The organism is Clostridium sp. HV4-5-A1G, assembly GCF_900184915.1.
In the GTDB taxonomy this organism is placed as follows: domain Bacteria; phylum Bacillota; class Clostridia; order Clostridiales; family Clostridiaceae; genus Clostridium_B; species Clostridium_B aromativorans.
The window spans coordinates 1-21487 of the sequence record NZ_FXYI02000011.1 but is presented as its reverse complement, the minus strand read 5'-3'; the positions used below and the strand labels follow the sequence as shown (position 1 = coordinate 21487).

Annotated in this window: 17 protein-coding genes; all 17 read right to left on the bottom strand. The window is 34.5% G+C overall.

Features of this window, described 5'->3' with window-relative positions; translation table 11 throughout:
- Positions 1-14: 14 nt before the first annotated feature.
- Entirely contained in the window at positions 15-2096 is a 2082-nt protein-coding gene (gene infB, locus J5G60_RS02555; protein ID WP_150356441.1) for a translation initiation factor IF-2, read from the bottom strand.
- 120 nt (positions 2097-2216) lie between these two features.
- Complete coding sequence (gene rnpM, locus J5G60_RS02550) at positions 2217-2486, bottom strand: RNase P modulator RnpM (protein ID WP_150356442.1); 270 nt, start codon at positions 2484-2486, stop codon at positions 2217-2219.
- A 33-nt stretch (positions 2487-2519) separates the two neighbouring features.
- Positions 2520-3623 (bottom strand): transcription termination factor NusA, encoded by a 1104-nt coding sequence (nusA, locus tag J5G60_RS02545; RefSeq protein ID WP_150356443.1) that lies wholly within the window; start codon positions 3621-3623, stop codon positions 2520-2522.
- 18 nt (positions 3624-3641) lie between these two features.
- The gene (gene rimP, locus J5G60_RS02540; RefSeq protein WP_150356444.1) at positions 3642-4106 is read right to left on the bottom strand and encodes a ribosome maturation factor RimP; all 465 of its coding nucleotides are present in this window, start codon (positions 4104-4106) and stop codon (positions 3642-3644) included.
- Between the two features lie 205 nt (positions 4107-4311).
- Positions 4312-8631: a PolC-type DNA polymerase III gene (locus J5G60_RS02535; protein WP_150356445.1), complete on the bottom strand. Its 4320-nt coding sequence runs from the start codon at positions 8629-8631 to the stop codon at positions 4312-4314.
- A gap of 76 nt (positions 8632-8707) precedes the next feature.
- Positions 8708-9757 (bottom strand): flavodoxin-dependent (E)-4-hydroxy-3-methylbut-2-enyl-diphosphate synthase, encoded by a 1050-nt coding sequence (gene ispG / locus J5G60_RS02530; RefSeq protein WP_150356446.1) that lies wholly within the window; start codon positions 9755-9757, stop codon positions 8708-8710.
- A gap of 30 nt (positions 9758-9787) precedes the next feature.
- A complete protein-coding gene (rseP, locus tag J5G60_RS02525; protein ID WP_150356447.1) occupies positions 9788-10798 on the bottom strand; it encodes an RIP metalloprotease RseP in 1011 nt (336 codons plus the stop codon).
- Between the two features lie 24 nt (positions 10799-10822).
- Complete coding sequence (locus tag J5G60_RS02520) at positions 10823-11980, bottom strand: 1-deoxy-D-xylulose-5-phosphate reductoisomerase (protein WP_150356448.1); 1158 nt, start codon at positions 11978-11980, stop codon at positions 10823-10825.
- A 120-nt stretch (positions 11981-12100) separates the two neighbouring features.
- Positions 12101-12898, bottom strand: a complete 798-nt coding sequence (locus J5G60_RS02515; RefSeq protein ID WP_150356449.1) for a phosphatidate cytidylyltransferase — start codon at positions 12896-12898, stop codon at positions 12101-12103.
- 76 nt (positions 12899-12974) lie between these two features.
- Positions 12975-13742 (bottom strand): isoprenyl transferase, encoded by a 768-nt coding sequence (locus J5G60_RS02510; RefSeq protein ID WP_150356450.1) that lies wholly within the window; start codon positions 13740-13742, stop codon positions 12975-12977.
- A 77-nt stretch (positions 13743-13819) separates the two neighbouring features.
- A complete protein-coding gene (gene frr / locus J5G60_RS02505; RefSeq protein WP_150356451.1) occupies positions 13820-14377 on the bottom strand; it encodes a ribosome recycling factor in 558 nt (185 codons plus the stop codon).
- A 17-nt stretch (positions 14378-14394) separates the two neighbouring features.
- A complete protein-coding gene (pyrH, locus tag J5G60_RS02500; RefSeq protein ID WP_150356452.1) occupies positions 14395-15108 on the bottom strand; it encodes a UMP kinase in 714 nt (237 codons plus the stop codon).
- 98 nt (positions 15109-15206) lie between these two features.
- The gene (tsf, locus tag J5G60_RS02495; RefSeq protein ID WP_150356453.1) at positions 15207-16127 is read right to left on the bottom strand and encodes a translation elongation factor Ts; all 921 of its coding nucleotides are present in this window, start codon (positions 16125-16127) and stop codon (positions 15207-15209) included.
- Positions 16128-16257: 130 nt separating this feature from the next.
- Positions 16258-16962 (bottom strand): 30S ribosomal protein S2, encoded by a 705-nt coding sequence (gene rpsB, locus J5G60_RS02490; RefSeq protein WP_150356454.1) that lies wholly within the window; start codon positions 16960-16962, stop codon positions 16258-16260.
- A gap of 160 nt (positions 16963-17122) precedes the next feature.
- Positions 17123-17899, bottom strand: a complete 777-nt coding sequence (codY, locus tag J5G60_RS02485) for a GTP-sensing pleiotropic transcriptional regulator CodY (protein ID WP_150356455.1) — start codon at positions 17897-17899, stop codon at positions 17123-17125.
- Positions 17900-18157: 258 nt separating this feature from the next.
- Complete coding sequence (topA, locus tag J5G60_RS02480) at positions 18158-20287, bottom strand: type I DNA topoisomerase (RefSeq protein WP_150356456.1); 2130 nt, start codon at positions 20285-20287, stop codon at positions 18158-18160.
- Positions 20288-20477: 190 nt separating this feature from the next.
- Positions 20478-21487, bottom strand: a 1010-nt coding sequence (dprA, locus tag J5G60_RS02475; RefSeq protein ID WP_150356457.1) for a DNA-processing protein DprA, incomplete at its 5' end; no start/stop codon positions are given.

Here is a 21487-nt window from a genome sequence, read left to right as displayed (position 1 = left end):
ATATCACCTCGCATCTATAACTGTTTTTTCTTGACTTCTTCCATAGCATAAGCTTCTACTATATCTCCTTCTTTTATGTCATTAAATTTGTCAATTGAAAGACCGCATTCATACCCTTCGGCAACTTCCTTTACATCATCCTTAAATCTCTTTAAAGAGGCAAGTTCTGATTCAAATATAACTATACCATCCCTTATTATCCTTACCTTAGAGTTTCTCACTACTTTTCCCTGAACTACATAACAGCCTGCAATAGTTCCCACATTGGATATCTTATAAGTCTGCCTAATCTCTGCCTTCCCAAGTATTACTTCTTTATAGTCAGGTTCCAGCATTCCTACCATAGCAGCTTTTATATCTTCTATGGCATCGTATATTACTCTATAAGTTTTTATATCCACGGATTCTTTTTCAGCGGCATTCTGTGCATTTATATCAGGTCTCACATTAAATCCTATTATTATGGCATTTGAAGCTGCAGCTAGGGTCACATCTGTTTCCGTTATAGCTCCAACTGCCCCATGTATTACTCTGACTTTTACCTCTTCATTGGAAAGTTTTTGGAGAGATTGTTTTAGTGCCTCTATAGAACCTTGTACATCCGCTTTTACTATTACATTAAGCTCTTTTACTTTTCCCTCTTTTATCTGGCTATATAAATTCTCCAGTGAAACCTTATGAGTGGATTGAAGATATTCTTCCCTCACCTTTTGTTTTCTCTTTCCTGCTATATCCCTCGCAGTTTTTTCATCTTTGACCTGATGAAATCTGTCTCCTGCTGCTGGTACTTCAGATAATCCAAGTATCTCCACTGGAATGGAAGGTCCTGCTGATTTGATTTTCTTTCCCTTATCATCAAACATGGCCCTTATTCTCCCGTAGGTATTGCCTACTATTACAGAATCTCCTATATGAAGTGTTCCATTTTGAACTAACAAAGTGGCAACAGCTCCTCTTCCCTTATCTAACTTCGCCTCTATGACAGTTCCCTTTGCATTTCTGTGAGGATTTGCTTTTAGTTCCAGCATTTCTGCTGTTAAAAGTACCATCTCAAGTAATGTATCAATTCCCTCTTTAGTATGAGCAGATACTGGTATGCATATTGTATTTCCTCCCCAATCCTCAGGTATCAAATCATAATCTGTCAGACCTTGCTTTACTTTATCGACATTAGCTCCTGGCCTATCTATTTTATTTATAGCCACAACTATAGGTACATCTGCAGCCTTGCAATGATTTATTGCCTCTGCAGTTTGTGGCATTATTCCATCATCTGCCGCTACAACCAAAATAACTATATCTGTAATTTGAGCCCCTCTGGCTCTCATTGCAGTAAAAGCTTCGTGTCCTGGAGTATCAAGGAAAGTTATTTTTTCACCATTTATATTAACAGTATAGGCACCTATATGCTGTGTTATTCCTCCCGCTTCAGTAGCAGTTACATGTGATTTTCTTATGGCATCCAAAAGAGATGTCTTGCCGTGATCCACATGGCCCATAACAGTTATAATAGGAGGTCTTTTTTCTAGATTGGTATCCTCATCCTCTTCATCTTCCTGCTCTACTGCTTCTTTATCTATATCCTTTTCCTCTCTAAGTACAGTTATATTAAATTTTTCACCTAATTTTTTTGCTGTATTAAAATCTATTTCCTCATTTATAGCTGCCATTACCCCCATAAATATAAGCTGTTTGATGACTTCTGTAGAAGGCTTACCTATTTTTTCAGAAAACTCTTTCACAGTTATAGTATCTTCTATCTTTATACTTTCCTGTAAGTCCTCATTTTTTAAACCTTTTTCTTTTTGCCTGTCATCTTTTTTATTAACCTCTTTAGCATTTCCATTTTTATTTCCGCGTTTATGGGATTTCTTATTCGTCAAATCATTCTTTTTGTCCTTTTCTTTTTCTTCTCCTTCCTCTCCTTCCTCCTTATTTTCTTCCATAAATTCCTTAATTAAATCTGCATCTTCTTCTTCTATAGCACTCATATGGTTTTTTACTTTTACCCCAAATTCTTCTAGCAATAATTCAATTAATTTTTTACTGGATATATTTAATTCTTTAGCCAATTCATAAATTCTTATTTTTGACAAATCCTTCACCTCCGAAACTAAAGTCTCTCATTTTTCCACAAGTTTAACAAAGTTTTCTCCCCTTATTATATCTCTCTACAATCTCTCCTGCACACTTTACCCATACCCCAATCAAGAAATTTACCTGCTATTTTCTATCTGTTCCCTCAAACTATTATATAAAGTTTCATCTATCTGCACTTCAAGGTTTTTTTGAAGCCTATTGTTTTTAAAGGCTTTTTCAAGACATTGAATATCTTTACATATATAAGCTCCTCTACCATTTTTCTTTCCAGTAGGATCTACGGAAACTTCACCTTCTTTGTTCTTTACTATTCTTATCAATTCCTTTTTAGGTTTCATCTCCATACAGCCTGTGCACATTCTCTTAGGAATTTTTCTTTGTTTCATATACATATCACCTCTATTTTAAAGTTCAAACATTCAGGAATCAATTTCCCCATTCTCAGGTTCCACAGTAAACTTATCTTCTTCATCTTTCGGTTCTACCTGAGATTTACTTTTTATATCTATTTTCCATCCCGTAAGTTTCGCTGCCAGTCTTACATTTTGCCCTTCCTTACCTATGGCTAAAGACAATTGATTGTCATCTACTACAACCTGTGCAAATTTCATATCTTCATCCAAAGTCACATCCAAAACCTTAGCTGGACTAAGTGCATTGGCTATATATTCTTCTGGAAGTTTACTCCACTTTATTATATCTATCTTTTCATTCTTTAACTCATTTACTATATTCTGAACTCTTACTCCCTTGGGTCCAACACAAGCTCCCATAGGATCTACATTCTCATCACTGGAATGTACAGCAATTTTTGTTCTAGAACCTGCTTCTCTTGCAATAGACTTTATATCAACAGTCCCATCAAATATCTCAGGTACCTCAAGTTCAAACAGTCTTTTTATAAGTCCCGGATGAGTTCTTGATATCACAATCTGAGCACCTTTTGTAGTGTTTTTAACCTCTACAATATACAATTTAAGTTTATCATTAAAATTATACTTTTCACCAGGTATCTGCTCATTGGGGCCAAGAACTGCTTCTGTCTTCCCCAAATCAATAAGAACGTTGTTCTTATCTTTCCTTATAACAGTCCCCGTTATCATATCCTCTTCCTTTTCTGCAAAATCACTGTATATAATTCTTCTCTCTTCCTCTTTTATTCGCTGGATAACCACCTGTTTTGCTGCCTGTGCAGCTACCCTCCCGAATTTTCTCGGAGTAACTTCTATATTAACTGTATCACCTATATTATAGTTTGGATCCAATTGTTTTGCATCCTCTAAACTCATTTCACTAATCTCATCCTTCAATTCTTCCACTACATTTTTTTGGGAATACACATGAATTTCTCCATTTTCCCTATTCATAGTAACCTTAACATTCTGATTGTTTACTCCATGCCCCATATAATTTTTCTTATAGGCAGCAACTAATGCATCCTCTATGGTGGCAAACAATAGCTCTTCACTTATTCCCTTTTCTCTTACTATTTCTCTTAAGGCTTCTATAAACTCTTTATTCATTTTAAAATATACCTCCCCTTAAACATCACCTTTTAAATTTACAGTCGAAATTTTTTCTCTAGGAATAACTGTATTTCCATCCCCACAATCAATTTTCAATTGACTTTGATTAAATTCTAAAAGTTTTCCATCATATTTTTTCTTACCTTTTAAAAGTCCTTGTATATTCACCACCACATCATATCCAATATACCTTTTCAGATGTTCATCTGTATAAAGTATCCTTTCAATGCCTGGTGATGAAACTTCCAGATAATAAGAAACTTTTATGGGATCCTCCCTATCCAGTATATCACTAACTGTCCTACTTACATTTTCACAATCTTCCAATGATATGTTTCCCTGTTTTTTATCTATATATATTCTCAAATAATTATCTTTTCCTTCTCTTTTAAATTCCAAATGATATAGTTCATAACCTAGATCACTGACTACAGGTTTCACAAATTTCATTATTTTTTCCGCTAAGGCATTTTCTCTCACTTAAAATCCTCCTTTTAAAAAATGTTGTTTGTTACTTGTAATTTAAAAACGCAACTTTCGCTGCGTTTTTTACAAATAGAAAGAGCGGGTTCAAACCCACTCTTTTATGTCATAATAGCTTCTGTAGATTTACCATTTTTATTTTAACATACTATATTCTTTATTTCAAGAAAAATTATATATGTTTCTATTTAAATTATAGAATCTATGCAAATAGAGAGAGTTGATTGGTTTCAGGCATTCCTCTTAAAGCTCCATATCTATCCAGTGTCTCTATTACAGTTTTGGAAACCCCTGCTCTTATTCTCAAATCCTCCTTGGATATAAATTCTCCCTTTTCCCTGGCCTCCACTATGTTTTTAGCTGCACTTTCCCCAACACCGGCCAGGGCATTTATTGGAATTCTTATCCCTTCCTCCTCTATCAAAAATCTATCTGCACTGGATTTATACAAATCCACCTTCAAAAATCTTATGCCTCTCTTGTACATTTCATAGCACAATTCCAATATTGTAATGAGTCCTTTGTCTTTTTGAGTTGCATTATTTCCCATCCCATAGAGTTCATCTCTCTTTTTCTCTATGGCATCTTCCCCTTGAGCCACAATATCAGCATCAAATTCATCTGCCCTTACGGTAAAATAAGTGGCATAATACGCTTTGGGATAATACACTTTAAAATATGCTATTCTAACAGCCATCATGACATAAGCCACAGCATGACCTTTAGGAAACATGTACTTTATTTTCTTACAGGAGTCAATATACCAGTCGGGAACACCATGTTCCTTCATTTCCTTTTCATACTCCTCTTTAAGCCCTTTCCCCTTTCTTACTTTCTCCATTATGGTGAAAGCTGTCTTTGCAGGAAGATCCTTGTGAATTAGATACATCATTATATCATCCCTACAGGCTATACAGTCCCTAAGAGTTGTGTATCCTTCCTTTATATAGTACTGGGCATTATTTATCCACACATCGGTACCATGAGACAATCCAGATATCCTCACTAAATCCGAGAAGGTTTTAGGATGGGTGTCCAGCAGCATCTGCCTTACAAATTTAGTTCCAAATTCAGGCAATCCATAAGTTCCTACCGGACAGCCCAACTCCTCCTCTGTAACTCCCAGTGCTTCCGGTGATGTAAATAAGCTCATTACCTTAGGATCCCCAAGAGGTATACTCTTTGGATCAACCCCCGTTAAATCCTGAAGCATCCTAAGCACCGTAGGATCATCGTGCCCCAGTATATCCAGCTTTAAAAGTCTTCCACTTATGGAATGGTAATCAAAATGGGTTGTTATTATATCCGTGTCATTGTCATCCGCCGGATGCTGCACAGGGGTGAAATTATATATCTCATTGTCGCTTGGAACTACCATGACTCCTCCTGGATGCTGTCCTGTAGTTCTCTTTATTCCCGTGCATCCCCTGGTAAGTCTCTCTATTTCAGCCTGGGGGACAATTATATTCTTTTCTGACAAATATTTTTTTACATATCCATAGGCTGTCTTTTCAGCTATGGTACCTATAGTGCCTGCCCTAAACACGTGCCCTTCTCCAAATAACACTTCCGTATATTTATGAACTACAGGCTGATATTCTCCAGAAAAATTCAAATCTATATCCGGCTCTTTATCTCCTGAAAATCCTAAAAATGTCTCAAAAGGTATGTCATAGCCATCCTTTTTAAGTTTTTCACCGCATCTGGGACAGTTTTTGTCTGGCAGATCAACACCTGCGCCTACAGAGCCATCTGTGAAAAATTCACTATATTTACATTTTGGGCAAACATAGTGAGGCGGAAGTCCGTTTACTTCTGTAATATTCGACATAGTCGCAACAAGAGAAGAACCCACCGAACCCCTTGAACCGACTAAATAGCCGTCTTTATAGGATTTTGCCACTAACTTTTCTGCAATTAAATAGAGCACTGCATACCCGTTATTTATTATAGAACTCAATTCCTTATCCAATCTTTTCTCCACGATTTCAGGAAGCTTTTCTCCGTAAATAGAATGAACTTTTTTTAGTGTCATGTCCTTTATCTGTTCTTCCGCCCCTTCGATTTTAGGAGGAAAGGTTTCATCCGGTATAGGCTTTACTTCTCCTATCATATCCGCAATTTTATTGGTGTTTTCCACAACTACTTCCTCTGCTTTTTCCCTGCCCAGGTATTCAAATTCAGAGAGCATTTCATCCGTAGTTCTAAAATAGAGGGGAGGTTGATTGTCAGCATCAGAATAACCCTGGCCTGACATTATTATGCGCCTGAACACCTCATCTTCAGGATCCATGAAATGCACATCACAGGTAGCCACTACAGGCATATTATTTTTCTCACCTAATTCACATATTCTCTTGTTTATATTTTTTAATTCATCTTTATCCTTAACCAAACCCTCTCTTACAAGAAACATGTTATTTCCTACAGGCTGTATTTCCAGATAATCATAAAAATCCAGCACATCCTTCAATTCTTCATCACTTTTGCCACTGAGAACTTCCTTATATACCTGCCCTGCCTCACAGGCACTGCCTATTATAAGGCCCTCTCTATATTTCATTATCAGGCTTTTGGGCATTCTGGGCTTTTTGAAAAAATAACTCAAGTTGGATTCTGATACAAGTTTATATAAATTTTTAAGTCCTGTTTGATTTTTAACCAATATTATGAGATGATACATAGTTTGTTTTTTTACATCTATATTTTTTAAAAATTCCTCATTTAACCTGTCAAGACTTAAAATATTTCTTTCCCTTAAAATTTCAAAGCATTTTAAAAGTATATCGCAGGTAGCTCCAGCATCATCTACTGCCCTATGGTGGTTTTCAAGAGATATCCCCAGATGCTTTGCCACTATGTTTAACTTAAATTTTTTGAGTTCAGGAAATAAAAACTTACAAAGAGGGATAGTGTCCATAACTGGATTTTTAAATTTCAAATTCAGATCATTACAATTCTTCTTTATAAATCCTACATCAAAGCTGGCATTATGGGCAACAACTATAGAATCTCCTATGAACTCCATAAATTTAGGTAAAATTTCCTCTATATTAGGACATTTTTCCACCATTTCATCCGTAATTCCTGTAAGTTCCACAATACGGCCCGGTATAATTCTTCCTGGATTTACAAATTCACTAAATTTATCAACTACTTTTCCATCTTTCACCTTAACTGCTCCTATTTCTATTATACTGTCATTTATACTGGAAAAACCTGTTGTCTCAATATCAAAAATCACATAGGTGTCATCCAAAGTTTTACCTTCGCCATTTATAACAATAGGCACTCCGTCATCTACCAGATAGGATTCTATACCATATATCACCTTAATATTATTTTTTTTTGCAGCTTCCATAGCCTCCGGATAAGCCTGAACTACTCCATGATCAGTTATAGCAATAGCTCTATGATTCCATCTGGCCGCCCTTTCAATAAGACTTGAAGCAGAACTAACTGCATCCATTGCACTCATCTGCGTATGAAGATGAAGTTCCACCCTCTTTTTAGGAGCATTATCCTCTTTTATCTTTTTTTGAGTTTTAATTATGTCTCTGGCCATTATCACCAATTCCCTGGCATAGATATCATTTACGACCTCTCCTCTGACCATACAAAAAAGCCCCTCTTTTACCTCATCCACTATTCTATCTACATCTTTAGGTTTTGGAAAGAGCTTTACAATAATAGAGCTGGTATAATCTGTTATGTAAAAAGCAATTATCTTTCTTCCAGTCTTAGTTTCTATAATTTCTCTCTTAAATATTTCACCTTTTATAATAACTGATTTAGAAACTTCTGTTATATTTCTAATATCAGTAATATCCCCATTTATACTCTTTCCAATTATAATAATACCGCTGCTTGATACAGTATTCCCCTGTGAATTTTTTTTATATTTCAAATCCTGATTGAATTTTTGCATATTATTGTACTTTTTATTTTCCCTCTCCCGATAATTCAAGATATTCTCTATGTATTTTTTTTCTTTTTTTTCACTTTCCTCCAAATAGCTCTCTGAATTTAGCTTTTCATCATAATTTAATATTACAGAACAGCTTACACCAAATATATCTCTAATACTCCTGGTCATAAGCTTTTCTATACTCTTATTTTTCAGGAGTCCGCATATAAATTCATTTCCACTGTAAATTTTAACTGTATCTTTCTCTACTTTTCTAGAGGATTTCAATAAAAATTCCCTACACATAGGTACATAGGAACTTATAACATCCACCAGCTGAATCCAATAATTTTCACTTATTTCCTTTAAAGACACATTAGATATATCTCTATAGCATACGAGATCAATATTGAAAAAGCTTCCAAGTTTCTTATTGACTATACTCTTTATTTTATTCTGTACATCTTTATTTAAATTTTCCCTGGATCTCACTACTACTTTTAATTTATTACTTTTCCTTAAATACTGTATTTTCAAAAGTTCTATATTTTGTTCCAAAGTATTGTAGTCATAATCCAAATCTTTCTGTAATATTTTCATAATATCAAGGCTCATCATTCACCCCCCCTTATGCAATTCACAATTCACAATTCACAATTCACAATTCATAATACAAATATAAAGCACATAATCAGAGTTTTTCTACTTCCTCTATAAGGGCATCTACCAAATCCTTCTCTTTTACTTTTTTAACTATACTTCCCTTTTTAAATATGAGTCCCTCTCCTTTTCCGCCAGCTATGCCTATGTCTGCCTCCCTTGCTTCTCCCGGGCCATTTACCACGCATCCCATAACAGCTACTTTTATATTTTTACGCACATTTGAAAGCCTATTTTCTACTTCTTTAGCTATTTCGATTAAATTGATCTCTGTTCTACCACAGGTAGGACATGATATGAATTCAATCCCTTCTTTTAAAAGGCCGCAGGACTTTAATATTTCCTTCCCTACTCTCACTTCCTCTACCGGATCTCCAGTAAGAGACACCCTTATGGTGTCTCCTATACCCTCCATCAAAAGAGTCCCTATCCCAGCAGCTGATTTTATAGTGCCCCTCCAGACAGTGCCTGCCTCAGTTACTCCTAAATGCAGTGGATAATTTACAATTTTAGATATTTTTCTATAACTTTCCACCATTTGAGCTACATTAGAGGATTTTATGGATATGACTATATCGTAAAATCCCACGTTTTCCAGTATTCTCACATGTTCCAATGCACTCTCCACAAGGGCTTCTGCACATACCTTCCCATACTTATCCAATATGTCTTTTTTTAAGGATCCAGAGTTTACTCCTATTCTAATGGGAATTTTCATCTTTTTAGCCTCTTTGGCCACTTCTTTCACTCTATATATATCACCAATATTCCCGGGATTTATCCTAAGAGCTGAAACCCCATTTTCTATAGAATCAAGAGCCAATCTGTAATCAAAATGTATATCAGCTACAACGGGTACATCCACCATTTCCACTATCCTTTTAAGTGCGTTACTAGCTTCTTCATCAGGAACGGCACATCTTACTATGTCACATCCATTCCCCTTCAATTCACTTATCTGAGCTACGGTAGCTTCTACATCTCTCGTGTCCGTATTAGTCATTGACTGCACAGCCACAGGAAAATCATCACCTATAAATATACTTCCAACTTTTATTCTTCTAGTTTTCAGTCTTTTCATTATTTCACCCCCAGATGGCAGATCGATTTTCTAAAATTGTACAGGGTAAAGTATATCTTTTACTGTCACAAGAACCATAAGCGCCATCAGTATGGCAAATCCCACATAATTTATCATTCCAACCTTATTGTCATCTACTTTCCTTCCCGTTATTATTTCAAATAAAAACAAGAATATATATCCCCCATCCAGTGCTGGAAATGGTATTATATTAAATATAGCCAGTTGTATACTTATATAAGCTGAGAAAGCAAGCAAACTCAGTATACCAGCTTTTGCCGCTGCCCCAGATATCTTTATTATAGTTACGGGGCCGCCCACATCATTCATTGATGCCTTGCCTCTAAATAGAATCTTAAAAAAAGTAAATGTCTGCTTTATCAGTGATTTAGTTTCTATAAATCCATAGGATATGGATTGCCCAATATTAGGGCTGGTTACCAATGTTCCCTCAATCCCAATCATATACCTGTTTTCCTTTTTATCCTTGACCGGAGTTAACATAACCTGATTTGGGACTCCCTTTCTCTCATAAGTTACCTTAATGGGATTTCCACCTGCAGTATACACTTGAGTTACAAAATCTTCAAAAGTTGAAATTTTAGAATTATTTACTCTGGTTATCCTGTCACCAGCTTTAATACCCGCCATAGCTGCCGGTTCATTCGATATTGTGCTCTTTACCACCGGGGATACATATCCCCTGGCAGAAGCTATAATTGCAAACAAAACAATCCCCAGTATGAAATTCATTATGGGCCCAGCTATTACAACACTGAGTTTCCTAATGGGACTCTTATTGTTAAAAGCCTTTGGATCATCACTTTTACCTTCATCTCCAAGCATTTTTACGTAACCGCCAATAGGAAGCAGCTTTATTAAATATTCTGTTTCTCCTCCCTTTATTCCAAAAACCCTGGGACCCATACCTATGGAAAACTCTTCAACTTTTACTCCATTTAGTTTTGCCATTATAAAGTGTCCCAATTCATGAATTATAATCAATACCCCAAAGGCAATTATGGCTGCTATTATATACAAATTTATTCCTCCTAATCATATTTCTTATCTACCAAACTTAGTTTTTACATATTCTTTAACTTTTATTTCTATATGAAGTAAATCCTCCAATTGAAAATTATTTTTAGGAGGAAATTTATTCATACACATTTCCACTATGTAGCCTATATCTAAAAATTTAATTTTATTTAAAAGGAAAAGTTCTACAGCTTCTTCATTTGCACAGTTCAATATAGCTGGCATTGTTCCACCAATTTTCCCAGCTTCATAAGCCAATTTCAATGGTTTAAAAGTATCTATATCAGGTTTTTCAAAAGTCAAATTTTTTAAATTATAGAAGTTTAACCTATCCACTACAAGTTCACCTCTTTTAGGATAATATAAGGCATATTGGATAGGGAGTCTCATATCTGTACTGGCAAGCTGTGCTATAACACTTCCGTCTTTATATTCTACCATGGAATGGACAATACTTTCAGGGTGAACTACTACCTTTATTTTCTCATAAGGTAAATCAAAAAGCCAGTGTGCTTCTATGACTTCCAATCCCTTGTTCATAAGTGTGGCAGAATCTACAGTGATTTTCTTTCCCATATGCCATTTTGGATGTCTTAATGCCTGCTGAACAGTAACATTCAAAAGCTCTTTTCTGTTTTTCCCTCTAAAAGGTCCGCCAGAAGCAGTTATGAGTATTTTTTCTATATCACTGTCTTCATTTCCTTGAAGGCACTGGAAAATAGCACTGTGTTCTGAATCCACAGGAATCAGATTCACATTATTTTTCTTCACTAGCTTTTTAACCAGTTCCCCACCTACAACTAGAGTCTCTTTGTTCGCCAATGCTATATCTTTTCCCGCTTCAATGGCTCTTATAGTTGGAACCAGTCCTGACATTCCCATCACTGAAGTCACCACCATATCAATTTCCGGCAAGCTTGCTATGGTATTCAATCCTTCTGTACCAAATAATATTTCTAAATTCGCATTTTTATTCCTAAAATATTCTTTAAATTTTAAATAAGCTTCCTTTTGAGTTACCACCGCATATAATGGCTTAAACTCCTCCACTATTTTCAAAAGCTTTTCCACATTGCTATTTGCCGAGATCCCTATAAGCTTAAAATTTTCTCTATCTTTTCTCAATACATCCAGGGTTTGAGTTCCTATAGAACCCGTAGTCCCAAGTATTGAAATTTTTTTCATAAATAACAACTCCTTATCAAATCACAACCATAAGTTGAACAAGATTTTAACATGTTTAACTATACCATATTTATCTTATAAAATAAATAATAGAGAAGTACATAAAATATACTTCCCCTCTTAAATAAAAGCTATAAACATTAAATAATATAATACTATTACTCCTGAAAAAAGTATGCTATCAAATCTGTCCAAAATGCCTCCATGCCCGGGTATTAAATTGCTGTAGTCCTTCACTTTTACATATCTCTTTATCGAAGAGGCAGTTAAATCGCCAAACTGGCAAAAAAAACCGCATAAAATTCCCATTGCAACATAATTATGTAATGTCATTGGCACACCCCTTTTAAGGGCAAATAATCCAAACAGAGTGCATATAATCACACTTCCCAATATTCCTCCAATAGATCCCTCTACAGTTTTCTTGGGGCTTACCTTGGGACAAAGTTTCCTCTTGCCTAAAAATCTGCCTGTATAATAAGCAGCCGTATCACATCCCCAGGCAGATATAACGATAATCCATACAAAATATCTTCCGTAAGACATATTGTCAACCAAAACCATAGAGCTAAAAAACAACGATACATATAAAAATCCAAATACAGTACAGGCTACATCTATAAAATTATACTCCGTATCTAAAACAGGAATACACAATAACATAAACATTGAAACAATTATGGTAAAAAACACAAATTTATAGTTTGCCTCAGTACCTAAAGTAACATAATACGCTATACAGAGTAAATATCCTATTATATTTATGGCATTTATGCCTCTTCCCTTTATCACCTTGTAAAACTCATACATTCCCATAAGTGAAATGATCATAATTCCATATTTTAAATAAATTCCACCTAAAAATAAAATCAGAATAAAGGGTATGAGTGTAACTGCTCCTAAATATCTATTATTCACTTATCCACCTCCATATACAATTCACAATCAATGTTGATTTTGGGCTGTGTTAAAAATTTTCATCATCTGATGAAAATCACTTCACTCCACCAAATCTTCTGTCTCTATTTTGATAATCAAAAATAGCCTTATAAAGGTGTTCCTTCCTAAAATCCGGCCACTTTATATTGGAATACCAAAATTCCGAATAGGCACACTGCCACAGGAGGAAATTACTCAAGCGCTGTTCTCCACTGGGTCTTATTATGAGATCAGGATCAGGCATACCCTTAGTATACATATAATTTGCTATCATATTCTCATTTATGTCCTCTTCATTTATTTTTTTGGACTTTATATCTTCATAGATCAATTTAAAGGCCCTAGTTATTTCATCCCTTCCACCGTAATTCAATGCCAAGTTCAAGGTCAACCCAGTATTGTCCTCAGTATTTTTATGACATGCAACAAGTTCCTTCTGACATATATTCGGCAATCTGGATATATCTCCTATATAATTTATTATCACGTTATTATCGTCTAATTCCTTAAATTCCTTTTTTAAATACTCTGCTAGGATATTCATAAGTGCACTTACCTCATCTTTAGGTCTTTTCCAATTTTCAGTGGAAAAAGCATACAATGTAAGATATTTTACTTTTAAAATACTGCACTCCTTTACAATCTCTCTTATAGTTTCCACTCCTGCTTTATGTCCTATTACTCTCGGAAGATTTCGTTCCTTGGCCCACCTTCCGTTTCCATCCATAATGATAGCTATATGTTTTGGAATATTATTTAAATCAATAGATATATCTTCGTTTTTATATTTTTTTTCTCTACCATCATTAAAAAATCTTAACATAAGTATGTCTCCATTCATTACTATTACTAATTTTAGTTTTCATAAAAAACCTGCTATAGGCAGGTTTTTAAAAATTATTATAACGACATAACTTCTTTTTCTTTCTCTTCAACTATACCATCTATACCTTTTATAAAACTGTCAGTTTTCTTTTGGATTTCCACTTCAGCTTTTTTTATTTCATCCTCCGAAATATCATTTTCTTTTTTAAGTGCCTTCAACTTATCATTACCATCTCTTCTTATTGCTCTTATACTCACTTTAGCATTTTCCCCTAGTTTTTTTATCTTCTTAACCAGATCCTTCCTGGTTTCTTCTGTCAGCTCAGGTATTATAAGCCTTATAACTTCCCCATCATTAGATGGATTTATACCCAGGTCCGATTTTAATATTGCCTTTTCTATAGCTTTTAATGCATTTTTATCCCACGGCTGTATTACAAGCATTCTGGCCTCTGGAATAGATATGTTCCCCATTTGATTTATAGGAGTCATTGTCCCATAATATTCTGCCTCTATTCTATCCAGTATGGCAGGATTAGCTCTCCCAGCTTTCATTGAAGCTAGTTCCCTTTTTAAAGATTCTATAGTTTTCCCCATTTTCTCGTCTGCACTTTTCAAAGTATCCTTAATCATATAAAATACCTCCTCTTTTATTCTTTGCAAACAATAGTACCAATTTTTTCTCCAGCCACAATTTTTCTTATATTTTCCGGATCATCTAGACCAAATACTAAAATAGGTATATTGTTGTCCATACAAAGGGATGTAGCTGTAGAATCCATCACCTGAAGTCCTCTCTCAAGTACTTCAATATAAGTTAATTTGTCAAATTTTTTTGCGTCACTGTATTTATGTGGATCCTTATCATATACACCGTCTACTTTTTTTGCAAGGAGTATAACATCTGCTTCTATTTCCGCTGCTCTAAGCGATGCTGTAGTATCTGTTGAAAAATAAGGATTTCCAGTACCTGCTGCAAATATAACAACCCTATTTTTTTCCAAATGTCTCATTGCCCTTCTTCTTATAAAAGGCTCAGCCACTTCTCTCATCTCTATAGCTGTCTGTACTCTCGTAGTCACTCCTAAATTTTCAAGTGAATCCTGAAGTGCCAGTGCATTTATACACGTAGCAAGCATTCCCATATAATCAGCTGTTGTCCTGTCCATCCCTATTCCGCTTCTGCCTCTCCATATATTTCCACCACCAACTACAATTCCCACTGATACCCCCATGGATATAAGCTCTCTTATCTCAATAGCTATATTTTTCGTCACACCAAAATCTATTCCATAGCCCTTTTTCCCAGCGAGAGCTTCTCCTGAAAGTTTAAGCATTATTCTCTTGTATTTAGCTAAACTCATATATATTATACCTCCAAATTATCATAAAGTGAAACTTAAAATTTACAGTTTTTTCACATCTTAAAAAAAGAGAACACCCAGTGTTCTCTTTTCAGTTACTATTTACTCTCTATCTGCTTACGAACTTCCTCGGCAAAATCTTCTTCTTTCTTCTCTATTCCTTCGCCCTTTTCAAATCTAACAAAATCAGACACTTTTATCGGTGCACCAATTTCTTTCGATTTATTCTTAATATATTTATCAATAGTAAAATCGGAATCTTTAACCCATATCTGTTCAATCAGACAGTTTTCTTTATAATATTTTTGAATTTTTCCCATAATTATTTTATCTACAATTTTTTCAGGTTTCCCCTCATTTAATGCCTGAACTCTGTATATGTCTTTTTCTTTATTTAGAGTATTGTCATCTACTGAATTTTTATCTAAAAACAATGGATTTGTAGCAGCTATCTGCATAGCCACATTCTTTGCAACTTCTTTTAAAATATGGTCTTGATTATCACACTCCAGTTTCACCAGGACTCCTATTCTGCCCCCGCCGTGAATGTAGCTTTCAATTAATCCCTTGGAAACAGAAAACTTTTTAAATCGCCTTACCGCCATATTTTCTCCTAATTTTGCAATCAGAGCTATTAATGTTTCCCCCACAGTTTTACTGTCATCTAATATATATTTTTCCTTAAGTAATTCTTCTACGGTAGAAGAATTAGAACTGATTATCTGTTTTGCTAAATTGTCCACAAAACTTACAAAATCCGAATTCACTGCTACAAAGTCGGTTTCACAATTTACCTCTACTATTGATGCCGTTTTTCCATCTTCTGAAACATAGGTTTTAACCAACCCCTCCGAAGCTATTCTACCAGATTTTTTAGCTGCAGCAGCTAACCCTTTTTCTCTCAATATTTCAATAGCCTTTTCAGTATCACCATTGGCTTCCTTCAAAGCTTTTTTGCAGTTCATCATTCCTGCTCCAGTTCTCTCTCTGAGTTCTTTTACCATTTGTGCAGTTATCATAAATATATTCCGCTATTTAAAAACATAAAATATGTGGCCGACTTACAATGTTCATTACTTGCCATATAGCGGCTTTTTTCAACTCCTCTCACATTTTTGTATTTGATCCTCTTGTATTCCATTATATAAACTATTCTTCAGCTAACTGCTCTCCCTGTCTGCCTTCCATTACAGCATCTGCTACTTTAGAAGTAATCAATTTAACAGCTCTTATAGCATCATCATTTCCTGGTATAACATAATCCACTTCATCAGGATCACAATTTGTATCAACTATAGCTACTACAGGGATTCCCAAAATTTTAGCTTCTGATATAGCATTCCTCTCTTTTCTTGGATCAACAACAAATAATGCTCCTACATTTTTGGCATCCATATTCTTAATTCCGCCCAAATTTTTCTCCAATTTCTCCTTCTTATTTTTCAATTTTATAACTTCTTTTTTAGGGAGAACCTCAAATGTACCGTCCTCCTCCATTTTTTCCAGTTCCTCTAATTTGCCTATTCTAGTTTTTATAGTGACAAAATTAGTAAGCATACCACCAAGCCACCTATTATTCACATAATACATATTGCTTCTCTTTGCTTCTTCCTGAATGGCTTCCTGAGCCTGCTTTTTCGTACCAATAAACAATATATCCTTTCCCTCTTCTGCAATTTTCTTTATGAAATCATAGGCCTCTTCAATTTTTTTCACCGTCTTCTGTAGATCTATTATATAGATCCCGTTTCTCTCTGTAAAAATATAAGGAGCCATTTTAGGGTTCCATCTTCTCGTCTGATGTCCAAAATGAACACCTGCTTCTAATAATTGTTTCATAGAAATAACTGACATTTATTTTTCCCTCCTAGGTTTTACCTCCATTATCCTCATATTCATAAATGACCAAAGGCACCTTATTATGAATTAGACAATGTGTGTATTTTACTACCTTTTGTAGTATATCATAATGACTATGTCTATTCAATAAAAAAAATTATTTTTTTAATTCATATCACTTTATTTTTTTCAATTCATCTAATAATTTTTCATTCAATATCTTGATGTGGGTTCCCTTCATACCAAGAGATCTTGATTCTATAACCCCTGCACTTTCAAATTTTCTAAGTGCATTTACAATTACAGATCTGGTTATTCCCACCTTATCTGCTATTTTTGAAGCTACCAGTAATCCCTCATTTCCATCCAATTCACTGAATATATGTTCCACTGCTTCCAATTCAGAATAAGACAGAGTTCCAATTGCCAATTGAACCACAGCTTTTTTTCTGGCTTCTTCTTCTATCTCATCATTTTTGGCCCTTAATATCTCAAGCCCTATTATAGTAGCACTGTACTCCGCCAATACGAGATCTTCATCTATAAATTTCTCCCCAAAACTTGCCAGCAGCAAAGTCCCAAGTCTTTCTCTGTTTCCAATTATAGGAACTATAGTGGTGATCTTATTGTCCAGATTACAAGGGCTTCCATCTTCAAAAACACAGATCCCATGATTGGACAAATTAGGAAGAGTTTCGCGGGCATTTAACAACTTATTGTTATAATGCTCAGGGAATCTCATTTCGCTTATTACCTTTTCCTTAACAGTATCACACTCAAAACCATCTGGGAAATTATATCCCAATATTTTTCCTTTTCTACTTATAATGTAAACATTACAGCCTAAAACTTCACTTAATAATTTACATATGTCGTCAAAAACTACTGGTTCTGTTCCTGATTTTTGTAGTATCTTATTCAATTTTCTTGTTTTGTTTAATAGTGATGTCATTTATAATCCTCCTTGTATCTACTAGTTTTATTTTATCTATATAAATACTGTAATTCCAATTTTGTCATATTTTTTATATTATCGTGAAAAAGATCTTTATCTAGAGCTTTAGACTACATAATTCTAAATGTTTTAGATTTTTTAAAATATTTAGAATTATTCTTTACACATTAATTATGATAACATAACAATTATTATAATTCAACCATATCTTCTAATATAATTAAACTATATCATATCTTAAACCACTTAACTACTTTAAACCCTATCCACTTTTTTTATTTCTTTGCCTTCCTCTTTACCTTCCTCAACATTATATTGTCTGTATTTACATTCTGAATTAGAGCATTCCAAATAATTTCCTTTAACTTTACTGTACTTTTTTACCATATAACTTCCGCATACAGGACACTTTTCCTTTACAGGTTCAGCCCAACTTACAAAATCACACTTGGGGTAATTGCTGCATCCATAAAATTTTCTGCCCTTCCTGCTTCTTTTAACTAAAATCTTTCCTCCGCATTTAGGACACTCAACATCTAATTCCTCAACTATTGGCTTTGTATTTTTACACTCAGGATAGCCCGGACACGCTAAAAAATCTCCAAATCTTCCATGCTTTATCACCATATTTCTTCCACACTTATCGCATTTTATATCCGTTACCTTATCTTCTATTGTAATTTTAGAGACCTCTTTTTCTGCTACCTCAATAGATTTTTTCAACGGTTTATAGAACTCATCAACTACCTTTCTCCAATTATCTTTTCCCTCTTCAACAGAATCCAGCTTGGATTCCATTTCAGCAGTAAATTCCACATCCACTATTTGTTTAAAATATTCACTTAATATATTATTTACTATATTCCCTAATTCAGTAGGAATTAGTGTTTTCTTTTCCCTCTGTATATATTTTCTATCCAAAAGCGTAGACAGAATCGGTGCATAGGTACTGGGCCTTCCTATTCCGTTTTCCTCAAGCGTCTTTACAAGAGAAGCTTCTGAAAATCTAGCTGGAGGCTGTGTAAAATGCTGTTTGCCCTCTATAGATTTCTTAAAAAGCAGTTCTCCCTTTTCAAGTTTCGGCAGTGCTCTATTTGCCCTTTCATCTTCAGTTGCATATTCATAGACTTTCATAAACCCATCAAATTTAACACTGGATCCGCTTACTTTAAGTCCATATCTACTATTTACTATATTTATAGAAGTAACATCAATTTTTGAAGAAGCCATTTGACTTGCCAGAAATCTATTCCATATCAATTTATAGAGCTTATACTGTTCCGGTTTTAAATTCTCTTTAGCCCTATCAGGCTCTATTTCCATGTAGGTAGGCCTTATTGCCTCATGGGCATCTTGTATGTTTTTTTTCTTGCTTTTGAAATTTCTAGGTTTTTCCTCTATATATTCTTTCCCAAATTTATCTATCACATAATCTCTGCAAATCTCTTGAGCTTCCCTAGAAATTCTTACCGAATCTGTCCTCATATAGGTTATAAGGCCTACAGTTCCATAACCCTTTATATCCACACCCTCATATAACTGTTGGGCTACAGCCATAGTTCTCTTAGTTGAAAAGTTTAATTTCTTATAAGCATCCTGCTGTAATGTACTAGTAGTAAAAGGAGGTAAGGGCATCTTATTCTTACATGTAGTTTTTATTGAATTTACAATAAACTGTCCTTTCTCTAGATCCTTTATAATTTTATCCGTCTCCTCTTTTGTTTTAATCTCAATTTTCTTTTTATCAAAGGTAGTTAATTTCACATTAAAACACTTAACTGAGGTTTTTTTATGAAGTTCACACTCTATAGTCCAATACTCCTGAGGTTTAAAGTCTATTATGCTTTTTTCTCTCTCACATATCATTTTAAGTGCTACAGACTGGACCCTTCCTGCACTCAATCCCCATTTAATTTTTTTCCAAAGTATCGGACTTATTTTATATCCAACCAATCTATCTAACACTCTTCTGGCCTGCTGAGCATTAACTAAATTTATATTTATAGTCCTCGGAGATTTTATTGAACTTTTTATAGCATTTTTGGTGATCTCATGAAACTCTATTCTACATTTTTCACTTTCATTTAATTTAAGCACATGAGATAAATGCCAGGAGATTGCCTCTCCCTCTCTATCCGGGTCTGTCGCCAAATATATTTTTTCACTTTTTTTTGCCTCTCTTTTAAGCTTATCTAAAAGCTCCCCTTTTCCCCTTATCGTTATATACTTAGGATTGTATTCATTATCTATATCAACTCCCAATTGGCTCTTGGGAAGATCCTTAACATGACCCATAGAAGCTTTAACCACATAATTTTTTCCTAAATACTTTCCTATAGTCTTAGCCTTAGCTGGTGATTCAACTATAACCAATTTTTGTCCCATATCGCACTCTGAATATCTTAATTCAGAGTCTACACCCCCTTATTTAACCATACCTTATTTTACCCAAACGCTTGCTAATACTCCTTCTTTGTAATTATGGACATAAGCACTGCTGCGCATTTGGATAAGTTCCTGTAAAGTTCAGATAGATAAAAGTATTCCTTGTGTAAACCCCACCTGAACCTAACTATCACTTGATAATATCTTGATTGTCTTCAATTTTTGCATAATAATTTCCCTGAAGACATATTATTTCACCTTTTAATTGCAATTCAAATAATAACTCATATAATCGTTTTATGTCAATATCAGTTACCCTGCATATTTCATCTATATGTATGGGAATATGACCAATAATTTTACATATTTTTTCCTCTTCAGCATTTAACCTATGGTCTTTTACGCATTTCTCCTTCGTATACTCTACAGGCAGCATTTGAAACAAATCCTCCATACAGGTAAATACATAGGCTCCTTCTCTTATAAGATTATTTGCGCCCTTACTTTTAGGGGAAAATATAGAACCAGGTACAGCCATAACATCTTTCCCCTGTTCCAAAGCACAACCGGCAGTTATTAAGGCCCCGCTCTTATCCCCAGCTTCAATTACAATTACCACATCACTTAGACCACTTATAATTCTATTCCTCATCGGAAAATTGTAAGGATAAGGTTTTGTCTTGGGAATAAATTCAGATATCACACATCCTTTTTTTAAAATATCCTCATATAATCCCCTGCTCTCTCTAGGATATACCACATCTATTCCTGAACCAAGTACAGCACAGGTATACCCGTCATTTTCAATTGCAGCTCTATGGGCACAGCTGTCAATTCCCCTTGCCATGCCGCTTATTATATTTAAATTATTTGCAGAAATCTCTCTACCTATCAATAGAGCTGCATTTTTTCCATATAAACTACAATCTCTGGCTCCTACTATTGCTATACTCACATTGTTTAAAATATCAATATCTCCCTTATAAAACAAAATTGCCGGAGAGTCATCATAATTTTTTAACTTATAAGGATAATTCTTTTCACAACAATTCACCGTTTCTATACCTTCTTCTAAAGAATACTCCATCAGATCTTTCAATCTGCCTTCATTCCAGGACTTCTTTAATTCATCATATATTTTACTATAACCACTATCTAAAAATATAGAATCATTATTATAAATACTATGTATGTATATAT